Genomic DNA, 7,960 nt, shown 5'->3' with positions numbered 1-7,960 from the left:
CTGGCTCACCGGTGGCGTCTCGGTGCTCGTTGCGATCATCCTCAATTACCTGAAGCGCGACGAAGCCTTGGGCACGCCCTACGAGCAGCACTTCACCTGGCAGATTCGCACGTTCTGGCTCGGACTCGCCGGGCATCTGATCGGCGGCGCGCTCATCTTCGTGCTGATCGGCATTCCAATTTTGTGGGCTGTCGCAATCTGGACGTTGTACCGTATCATCAAGGGTTGGCTGTATTTGTACGACAACAAGCCGCTGCTCGACCCGCGCGCCTGGTTCTGAACGGCGCGCATTCGCCGCGACTTGCCTACCTCGCACGTCCTGTCGCTCACCAGGAGCACCACCAGGAGCACCATGAGTCACGACCGCAGCACCTGTTTATTCTGCAAGATCGCCGATGGCGAAATCCCCAGCTCACGGGTGTACGAGGACGATGAATTCGTGGCCTTTCGCGACATCCGTCCCGCAGCCGAAACGCACGTGCTCGTGATTCCGCGCCAGCATATTTCCACCCTTGCCGATTGCGGCGAAAACGACGCACCACTGCTTGGTAGAATGTTCGTGCTGGTCGCGCGGCTCGCGAAAGAGCTGGGCGTCTCGTACACGGGTGGCGAGACCGGCTTTCGCACGGTCGTGAACACGGGGCCCGGCGGCGGTCAGGAGGTCTACCACCTGCACGCGCATTTGCTGGCCGGGCCGCGCCCGTGGCACCGCATGGGTTGAGAGCCGGCGGCGCTCGAGGCGCCAAGGGCGCGCATGGCAGGTCGGTGCAGCATCATACAGGCACAATTTTTCTCGCTGCGCAGCGCGCGCGGCGTCGGGGTTAAGGAGAGAGGCAATCATGGGTTCGTTGAGCATCTGGCACTGGCTGATCGTGTTGTTGATCGTGGCGCTCGTCTTCGGCACGAAGAAGCTTCGCAATATCGGTAGCGATCTGGGCGGCGCGGTGAAGGGTTTCAAGGAAGGCATGCGCGACGGCGAAGCCGGCGCCGACACGCAAAAGCGCGAATTGCCGTCCGACGGCGGAACGGTCGACGTCGAAGCGAAGGACAAGACGCCTCGCTCGAACGACTACCGCTAATGCGCGCGTAGCCGTAATTCCCGCCACAAGGCAGCCAAGGCTGACGGAAAACTCCATTCATGCTCGATCTCGGTCTAACCAAGATGGCGCTGATCGGCGTCGTCGCACTGGTCGTTCTCGGGCCGGAGCGACTGCCGCGCGTCGCGCGTACCGCGGGCGCGCTGTTCGGCCGCGCGCAGCGCTATATCAACGACGTCAAGGCGGAAGTCACGCGCGAGATCGAGCTCGACGAGCTGCGCCGCATGAAGACCGAGTTCGAGTCGGCTGCGCAGAACGTCGAGAAGACGGTTCACGACAACCTGCGCAAGCACGAAACCGAGCTGAACGACGCCTGGAACGCGGGCACTTCGGTTTCGCCGAGTATCGCGGGCGGAGCCGATCCGGCTAGCCTGGAAGGCATGGCCGCGGATCAGACAGGCGAGGCTTCGGTGCAGTCCGGCTGGCGCTCCGGCAACGCTGGCGCACAGAAGCGCAAGAACTGGCGCGTGAAGCAGAGCGCGGCGCCCGTCTGGTACAAGCGCGCCACGTTGCGCCGCACACGCGTGCAATCGGGCGCGGCACGCGTCGCGCAGCACACGCCGGCCAGCCTGCGCCGGCCCACACGCTTCTTCTAACGCCGTGCGACGCTTTCGCGTGGGTCCGCATTGGTGCACGTCAAGCACCTTGAGCACGTACATTTTCAACCGAGGGCCGGTGTGAGCGACGCCCAGCAAAAGCAGGAAGAAGGCTCCGAAGAGACCTTCATCTCCCATCTCGTCGAACTGCGCGACCGCATCATCCGCGCGGGCATTTCCGTGATCGTCGTGTTCGTCGGGCTCGTGTACTGGGCGCCCGACATCTTCCGTCTGCTCGCGCGCCCGCTCATGCAGAACCTGCCGCGCGACGGCAAGATGATCGTCACCGACGTGACCGGCTCGTTCTTCGTACCGATGAAGGTCACGATGCTCGTGGCCTTCGTGATCGCGCTGCCGTTCGTGCTCTACCAGATCTGGGCATTTGTTGCGCCTGGGCTCTATCAGCACGAGAAGAAGCTGGTCGTGCCGCTCGTGGCGAGCAGCTACGCGCTCTTTCTGTGCGGCATGGCATTCGCGTATTTCGTGGTGTTCCCGACGATCTTCCGCGTGATGGCGCACTACAACGCGCCGCTCGGCGCGGAGATGACGACCGACATCGACAACTACCTGAGTTTCGTGCTCACCATGTTTATCGCGTTCGGCGTGACTTTCGAGGTGCCGATCGTCGTGGTGCTGCTCGTGCGCATGGGCGTGCTGACGGTGAAGAAGCTCAAGGAGATCCGGCCTTACGTGATCGTCGGCGCGTTCATCGTCGCGGCCGTCGTGACGCCGCCCGACGTGTTCTCGCAGCTCATCCTCGCGCTGCCGCTCATCGTGCTCTACGAGGCGGGCATCATCGCGGCGCGCATCTTCGTGGGCACGGGGGAGAAGAAGGCCGCGGACGAGAGTCAGGCACCCAGCTGAAGCGCTGGCGGGAGCAGGAAAGCAAAAGGCCGCGAACCCAGGTTCGCGGCCTTTTGCTTTCCGGTGCGAACTTGCGGGCGGCAATCCCGCCCGCCGGCTCGTCAACCTCCGTCGTCGCCTTCGCCGTCTTCCTGCGCTGGCTGCTTCGGCGGTGGCGGGCGCTTGCCGATCAGCACGCTGAGATCCATGTCCTTGTTCTTGCGCACGAGGTGTATTGTCGCGTCGGTGCCCGGCTTGATCTGCGCGATTACGTTCAATAGGCGCGTGGTGTCGGTGATGGCTTCGCCGTTCACCGAAGTCAGGACGTCGCCCGGCTTGATGCCGGCCTTGTCGGCGGGGCCTCCCTGAAGCACGCCCGCGACGATCGCGCCCGACTTCTCTTTCAGCCCGAACGAATCGGCGATTTCCGGCGTCACGTCCTGCGGCTCCACGCCGATCCAGCCGCGCGTGACCGAGCCCGTGGTGATGATGCTCTCCAGCACGCTGCGCGCGGTCGAAACGGGAATGGCGAAGCCGATGCCGAGCGAGCCGCCCGAACGCGAATAGATGGCCGTGTTGATGCCGAGCAGGTTGCCGTTCACGTCGACGAGCGCGCCGCCCGAGTTGCCGGGGTTGATCGGCGCGTCGGTCTGGATGAAGTTCTCGAACGTGTTGATGCCGAGGTGATTGCGGCCGAGTGCGCTGATGATGCCCATCGTGACCGTCTGGCCCACGCCGAACGGATTGCCGATGGCGAGCACGACATCGCCCACGCGAGCCTGATCCATGCGGCCTAGCGTGATGGCAGGCAGGCTCGGCAGGTTGATCTTTAGCACCGCGAGATCGGTCTCCGGATCGATGCCGATCACCTTCGCGTTGGTGGTGCGGCCGTCGGAGAGCGCGATTTCGATCTGGTCCGCGCCGTCGATTACGTGCTGGTTCGTTAGAATGTAACCGTCCGGACTGACAATGACGCCCGAGCCGAGGTTGGCGGCAGGCTGCTCCTGCTGCTTGTGATTCTTGTTGCGATCGCCGAAGAAGTAACGAAAGAGCGGGTCGTTCTGGCGGGGATCGGGCGGCAGCGACCCGTCCTTGCTCGAGAACACATTGACGACCGCGGGCATCGCCTTCGTGGCGGCGTCCGCATAGGAGCCCTCGGCGTGGCCTCTGCCGATGCCCGGTGCCACTTCCCTGAGTGCGACGATCGGCTCGGCGAGCTGCTTGCCGAACTGCCCCTGGTGCTGCAGCCACTGGGGCTTGAGCGTCGCGACGATGAACATCAACGCCAGCAGGACCGTCACCGCCTGGGCGAAGAACAGCCAAAAGCGTCTAAGCATCTGAAGATTAGAGGATTATATGGATCGGATCGAACTTGAATTGTATCTGAACAATCTTCTCGAATCCGCGCGGTTCAAGGACTACTGCCCGAACGGCCTGCAGGTGGAAGGCCGGCGGCGCGTGGAGAAGATCGCCACCGGCGTGACCGCTTCGCTCGCGTTCCTGGAAGCCGCGCTCGAGTGGGGCGCCGACGCCGTGCTCGTTCACCACGGCTACTTCTGGAAGAACGAGGCGCCGCCGATCACGGGGCGCAAGTACCGGCGCCTCAAGGCCTTGCTCGCGAACGATCTCAATCTCTTCGCCTATCACCTGCCGCTCGACAGCCATCCGGAGTTCGGCAACAACGCGCAGTTGGGCGCCAAACTGGGCTGGATCGGCGAGAAACGCTTCGGCGAGCAGGATCTCGGCTGGATGACCACGCTGCCTATGCCGATCACGCTCGCGCATTTTTCCGCCCAGGTCGAGCAGACGCTCGGCCGCGCGCCGCTCGTGCTCGGCGACCCGGACTGGGAGCTGCGCCACGTGGCCTGGTGCACGGGCGCGGCGCAAAGCCTCTTCGACGCCGCAATCGACGCCGGCGCCGACGTCTTCCTCACCGGCGAGATTTCCGAGCCGATCACTCACACCAGCGCCGAAAGCGGCGTGGCGTTCCTCGCGGCGGGTCACCACGCGACCGAGCGATTCGGCGTTCAGGCGCTCGGCGCGCACCTTTCCGAGGCGTTCGACATCGAGCATCTTTTCATCGACATCCACAATCCCGTTTGACTGCGTTTCAGGCCCGCTTTTCGCGCGCCCCGATATCGCGCATGGCGCAGCGGGGATGGTGGGAATTGTCGTCGTGCAGCATCATTTTATTCGTGAGGCATTTACAAACGGAAAAGAAAGTGGCCCTCTTTTCTGCGGGAAAACCCCGAGATATCAAGGACTTCGGATGCTTTTTAGAGATCGCCCCTTGTAAATGCCAACTCCATTCGCGCAAACTAGCGTTCGGCAGCACCGCGGGTAAGCTGGCGTGACGGATAAATCCAACTCAGAAGTGGGGCGATGTGATGCGAGACAACGAGAATGACCGCGTCGATGGCAGCCGCCGAACCTGGCTGATTGCGACGTCCGTAGCAGGTGGCATAGGAGGCGTAGCCACTGTCGTACCCTTCGTAGGTTCATTTGCACCATCCGAGAAAGCCCGCGCCGCCGGCGCGCCCGTCGAAGCCGATATCACGAATCTGCAGCCCGGTTCGCTCATGACCGTGGCCTGGCGCGGCAAGCCAGTGTGGATCCTGAATCGCACCGACCGCATGATGGCCGACGTCAAGAAGGCCGATCCCGATCTGGCCGACCCCAACTCCGAGCATCCGTTTTCCATGCCGATGCCGGAGTACTGCATGAACGAGTTCCGCTCGCGCGTCGAGCATCAGAACATCCTCGTGGCCGTGGCCGTCTGCACGCATCTGGGCTGCACGCCGACGCCGCGTTTCCAGGAAGGCCCGCAGCCTAACCTGCCCGACAGCTGGCCGGGCGGCTTCCTGTGCCCGTGCCACGGTTCCACCTACGATCTCTCCGGCCGTGTCTTCAAGAACAAGCCGGCGCCGCAAAACCTCGACATTCCCCGGTACATGTTCGTGTCCCCGACGCAGATCGTGATCGGCAGGGACGAAAAAGGAGAAGCGTGATGGCGACGGGAACCGAAAAAGAGGTGAACACCACGGGCGCTTCTTCTGGCGCTTCTGCTGGATTAGTCGGCTGGATCGACAAGCGCTTTCCGATGACCGCGACCTGGCGCGCGCATGCTTCCGAGTACTACGCGCCGAAGAACTTCAACTTCTGGTACTTCTTCGGCTCGCTTGCGCTGCTCGTGCTGGTGAACCAGATCGTCACCGGCATCTTCCTCACCATGAACTACAAGCCCGACTCGACGCTCGCGTTCGCGTCGGTCGAGTACATCATGCGCGAGGTGCCGTGGGGCTGGCTGATCCGCTACATGCACTCCACGGGCGCCTCGATGTTCTTCGTGGTCGTGTATCTGCACATGTTCCGGGGGCTCCTGTACGGCTCGTACCGCAAGCCGCGCGAGCTCGTCTGGATCTTCGGCTGCGCGATCTTCCTGTGCCTGATGGCCGAGGCGTTCTTCGGCTACCTGCTGCCATGGGGCCAGATGTCATTCTGGGGCGCGCAGGTCATCGTGAATCTGTTCTCGGCGATTCCGTTCATCGGGCCGGACCTCTCGCTGTGGATTCGCGGTGACTATGTGGTGTCGGACGTCACGCTCAACCGCTTCTTCGCGTTGCACGTGATCGCCATTCCGCTCGTGCTGATCGCGCTCGTGATCTGCCACATCGTCGCGCTGCACGAAGTGGGCTCGAACAACCCGGATGGGATCGAGATCAAGGAGAAGAAGGACGCGAACGGCATTCCGCTCGACGGCATTCCGTTCCATCCCTACTACTCGGTGCACGACTTCATGGGCGTGTGCATCTTCCTGATGATCTTCGCGGCGATCGTGTTCTTCGCGCCGGAAATGGGCGGCTACTTCCTCGAAGCGAACAACTTCATCCCGGCCAACCCGCTGCAAACGCCGCCCGAGATCGCGCCGGTCTGGTACTTCACGGCGTTCTACGCGATGCTGCGCGCGACCACCGACCCCTTCAAGATCGTGCTCATGATCGTGATCGCGCTGCTCGGTCTGCTTGCGCTCGTGCGTGCGCGCGGCAAGTGGCGCGCGGGGCTGCCCGTGCTGGCGGTGCTCGTGATCCTCGCCATGTACTTCACCGAGTCGAAGTTCTGGGGCGTCGTGGTGATGGGCACGGCGGTCATCTCGCTCTTCTTCCTGCCGTGGCTCGACCGCTCACCGGTGAAGTCGATCCGCTACCGGCCGTTCTTCCACAAGGTGTTCCTCGGCATCTTCGTGCTCGCGTTCCTGACGCTCGCTTTCCTTGGCACGAAGCCGCCGTCTCCGGCGGCGACGCTGATCGCCCAGATCTGCGCGCTCGTCTATTTCGCCTTCTTCCTCGGCATGCCGTTCTGGACGCGGCTTGGCACCTTCAAGCAGCCACCCGAACGCGTGCGATTCAAGCCCCATTAATCTTGAGCGAGGAAGACATGATCAGAAAATCTCTCTTTTCGACGCTCGCGAGGGCTGGCGTGCGCATCGGCATGGCTGCGCTGGCGCTTTCGTGCGCAATTGGGGTTGGATCCGTATCGGCGCAGGAGAACATTCCGCTCGACCGCGCTCCCGATAACGGCGAAAATCTTGCTTCGCTGCAACACGGCGCCCAATTGTTTGTAAACTATTGTCTGAATTGCCATAGTGCGAACTTGATGCGCTACAGCCGGTTGCAGGATCTGGGCATTCCGCAGAAGCAAATCGAAGATAATCTGCTGTTTACGACCGACAAGGTCGGCAACACGATGTCCATTGCAATGCGCCCTGACGACGCGAAAGCGTGGTTTGGCGTGGCGCCACCGGACCTTTCCGTGGAGGCACGGGCGAGGGGGCGCGACTGGCTGTACACGTACCTGCGCAGCTTCTACCGTGATGACACGCGCCCGACCGGCTGGAACAACCTGGTGTTCGAGAACGTGAGCATGCCGCACGTGCTGTGGCAGTTGCAGGGCATACGTACGGCGAAGTTCGAGGATGCGGTGGACGAGGAATCCGGGGAAAAAGTCCGTCGCTTCACGGGGTTCCAGCAGGTGACACCCGGCACGCTTTCGCCGGTGGATTATGATGCCGACGTGGCCGACCTGGTGGCATACCTCGGCTGGATGGCCGAACCGGAGCAGAAAACCCGCAAGCAGCTTGGTGTGTGGGTGCTCCTGTTCCTTGGCATCCTGAGCTTTTTTGCGTGGCGACTGAACGCCGCGTACTGGAAAGATATCAAATAGGCACGTCCTGACCGACGTGGGGCCGGTGCGACGAGAAGCCGTCTGACAGTTCAGGAACCGTCAGGCGGTTTTTTCGCCCGCTGGCCTTTTGGGTTTATTGAGGAAATGTAAATCATGATGGTTCTGTACTCCGGCACTACCTGCCCGTTCTCCCAGCGCTGCCGGCTGGTGTTGTTCGAAAAGGGCATGGACTTCGAAATCCGC

At 62.6% G+C, this 7,960-nt stretch carries 11 protein-coding genes; 10 read left to right on the top strand and 1 reads right to left on the bottom strand.

Annotated elements, in window-relative coordinates; all coding sequences use genetic code 11:
* The 5 genes from VMJ11_RS29460 to tatC all read left to right on the top strand — a co-directional run.
* A partial coding sequence (locus VMJ11_RS29460) for a hypothetical protein (protein ID WP_325624299.1) occupies nucleotides 1-280 on the top strand: 280 nt, incomplete at its 5' end.
* Nucleotides 281-352: 72 nt separating this feature from the next.
* Nucleotides 353-721, top strand: a complete 369-nt coding sequence (locus VMJ11_RS29455) for a histidine triad nucleotide-binding protein (protein WP_325624298.1) — start codon at nucleotides 353-355, stop codon at nucleotides 719-721.
* A gap of 118 nt (nucleotides 722-839) precedes the next feature.
* Nucleotides 840-1,079: a Sec-independent protein translocase subunit TatA gene (gene tatA / locus VMJ11_RS29450; RefSeq protein ID WP_325624297.1), complete on the top strand. Its 240-nt coding sequence runs from the start codon at nucleotides 840-842 to the stop codon at nucleotides 1,077-1,079.
* 59 nt (nucleotides 1,080-1,138) lie between these two features.
* On the top strand, nucleotides 1,139-1,693 hold the full coding sequence (gene tatB, locus VMJ11_RS29445; protein WP_325624295.1) for a Sec-independent protein translocase protein TatB: 555 nt from the start codon (nucleotides 1,139-1,141) through the stop codon (nucleotides 1,691-1,693).
* An 81-nt stretch (nucleotides 1,694-1,774) separates the two neighbouring features.
* The gene (tatC, locus tag VMJ11_RS29440; protein WP_325624294.1) at nucleotides 1,775-2,557 is read left to right on the top strand and encodes a twin-arginine translocase subunit TatC; all 783 of its coding nucleotides are present in this window, start codon (nucleotides 1,775-1,777) and stop codon (nucleotides 2,555-2,557) included.
* Between the two features lie 101 nt (nucleotides 2,558-2,658).
* Here tatC and VMJ11_RS29435 read toward each other — a convergent pair whose 3' ends face one another.
* Nucleotides 2,659-3,873 carry a Do family serine endopeptidase gene (locus tag VMJ11_RS29435; RefSeq protein WP_325624292.1) on the bottom strand — a complete coding sequence of 405 codons (1,215 nt, stop codon included), beginning with the start codon at nucleotides 3,871-3,873 and terminating at the stop codon, nucleotides 2,659-2,661.
* Between the two features lie 19 nt (nucleotides 3,874-3,892).
* Here VMJ11_RS29435 and VMJ11_RS29430 point away from each other — a divergent pair, with 19 nt between their 5' ends.
* The 5 genes from VMJ11_RS29430 to VMJ11_RS29410 all read left to right on the top strand — a co-directional run.
* A complete protein-coding gene (locus VMJ11_RS29430) occupies nucleotides 3,893-4,639 on the top strand; it encodes a Nif3-like dinuclear metal center hexameric protein (RefSeq protein WP_325624290.1) in 747 nt (248 codons plus the stop codon).
* A gap of 284 nt (nucleotides 4,640-4,923) precedes the next feature.
* Nucleotides 4,924-5,544, top strand: coding sequence for a ubiquinol-cytochrome c reductase iron-sulfur subunit (gene petA, locus VMJ11_RS29425; protein ID WP_325624288.1), 621 nt, complete (start codon nucleotides 4,924-4,926; stop codon nucleotides 5,542-5,544).
* Nucleotides 5,544-6,953 (top strand): cytochrome bc complex cytochrome b subunit, encoded by a 1,410-nt coding sequence (locus tag VMJ11_RS29420; RefSeq protein WP_325624287.1) that lies wholly within the window; start codon nucleotides 5,544-5,546, stop codon nucleotides 6,951-6,953. The genes petA and VMJ11_RS29420 overlap by 1 nt, the downstream gene beginning before the upstream one ends.
* A gap of 17 nt (nucleotides 6,954-6,970) precedes the next feature.
* Complete coding sequence (locus VMJ11_RS29415; protein WP_414694496.1) at nucleotides 6,971-7,756, top strand: cytochrome c1; 786 nt, start codon at nucleotides 6,971-6,973, stop codon at nucleotides 7,754-7,756.
* A gap of 114 nt (nucleotides 7,757-7,870) precedes the next feature.
* On the top strand, nucleotides 7,871-7,960 hold a 90-nt coding region (locus VMJ11_RS29410; protein ID WP_325624301.1), incomplete at its 3' end, for a glutathione S-transferase N-terminal domain-containing protein.

This window comes from Paraburkholderia sp. (assembly GCF_035501035.1).
GTDB lineage: Bacteria > Pseudomonadota > Gammaproteobacteria > Burkholderiales > Burkholderiaceae > Paraburkholderia.
Note: the sequence above shows the minus strand (reverse complement) of the source record. Positions and strands in the feature narration are given on the sequence as shown.